This is a genomic window from Vibrio sp. M260118, assembly GCF_036533755.1.
Taxonomy (GTDB): Bacteria; Pseudomonadota; Gammaproteobacteria; order Enterobacterales; family Vibrionaceae; genus Vibrio.
This window is the reverse complement of sequence record NZ_JATABG010000585.1, coordinates 1-1328: the sequence shown is the minus strand read 5'-3', so window position 1 is coordinate 1328 and position 1328 is coordinate 1. Positions and strand designations below refer to the sequence as shown.

Here is a 1328-nt window from a genome sequence, read left to right as displayed (position 1 = left end):
GGTACTTTCAGCGTTCGCACTCGTGCAGCTCGCACAGGTCGCAACCCTAAAACTGGTGAAGAGATCCAAATCGCAGAAGCTAAAGTTCCTGCGTTCAAAGCTGGTAAAGCTTTAAAAGACTCTTGTAACTAATCAAAAAATCGCCAGTTAGGCGGATTTTTTCGAACCTTTTTAATTTATGCGCATCATACTGATGCGCATTTCTTTTTCTGGTATTATCGCGCTATTCAATTTTTATTTTAATGAAGTGTATCGTACTCAGTGTATTGCAGTAGGTACGGTGCATAAGCGGAGAGTAGTTTAAGTATGATGGACCGATTACGCGAAGGCGTTAACAGCATCGCGGTTAAAATTATCCTAGGACTTATCATCCTATCGTTCGTATTTGCTGGTGTAGGCAGCTACATTGTTGGTGGAGCAGGCAACACAGCAGCGAAAGTAGGCAATGTTGAAATTGGTCGTGGTGAGTTTGAACAAGCTTACCAAAACGAACGTAATCGCATGCAAGCGCAACTAGGCGATTACTTCTCAACCCTTTTAGCTGACCCAAGCTATGTTGAATCTTTCCGCCGTTCAGTTCTTGACCGCATGGTTAATGACTTACTTCTAGAGCAACACGCAGAATCACTTGGTCTACGTGTGAGTGATGCGCAAATCCGCACACTTATCCTAGACATGCCGCAATTCCAAGTTGACGGAAAGTTCAATCAAGAGATCTACCAGACATCACTTCGCCGCGCAGGTTTCTCTGCGGAAAGCTTCGCTGAGTACTTACGCCGCGACCTAGTGCGGAACCAACTACTTTCTGCGATTCAGGGCAGTGATTTCTCGCTACCCGCTGAAGTTGAAGCTCAAAGCAAGTTGCTCACTCAAACTCGTGATATTAAGAAGGTAACGCTATCTCTAGCTGATTTTGCTGCCAAAGCAGAACTCTCTGAACAAGAGATCAACGATTACTACAAGCAAAATCCTGAGCGTTACACTCGCCCAGAGCAGGTAAAAGTTGCTTACATCGAGCTTTCTGCACAACAGCTAAAAGACGCGATTACCGTGTCTGACGAGCAAGCACAGCAATACTATCAAGAGAATCTTGATAAATACTCTTCTGAAGAGCAGCGCCGCGTTAGTCATATCCTAGTTGAAGGTGACGATGAAGCGAAAGCACAGGCAATTCTTGACGAGTTAAATGCAGGTGCAGATTTCGCGACATTGGCAGAAGAGAAATCTGATGACTTCGGTAGTGCATCAGAAGGCGGTTCTCTAGGTTGGATTGAACGTGATGTTATGGATCCAGCTTTTGAAGAAGCAGCATTCGCACTGACTAAAGT

Annotated in this window: 2 protein-coding genes; both read left to right on the top strand. The window is 44.9% G+C overall.

Features of this window, described 5'->3' with window-relative positions:
* Positions 1-132: HU family DNA-binding protein (locus QTO00_RS19785; RefSeq protein WP_331426270.1), on the top strand; the 132-nt coding region annotated here is incomplete at its 5' end.
* 174 nt (positions 133-306) lie between these two features.
* The coding region (locus QTO00_RS19780; protein WP_331426269.1) for a SurA N-terminal domain-containing protein at positions 307-1328 on the top strand (1022 nt) is incomplete at its 3' end.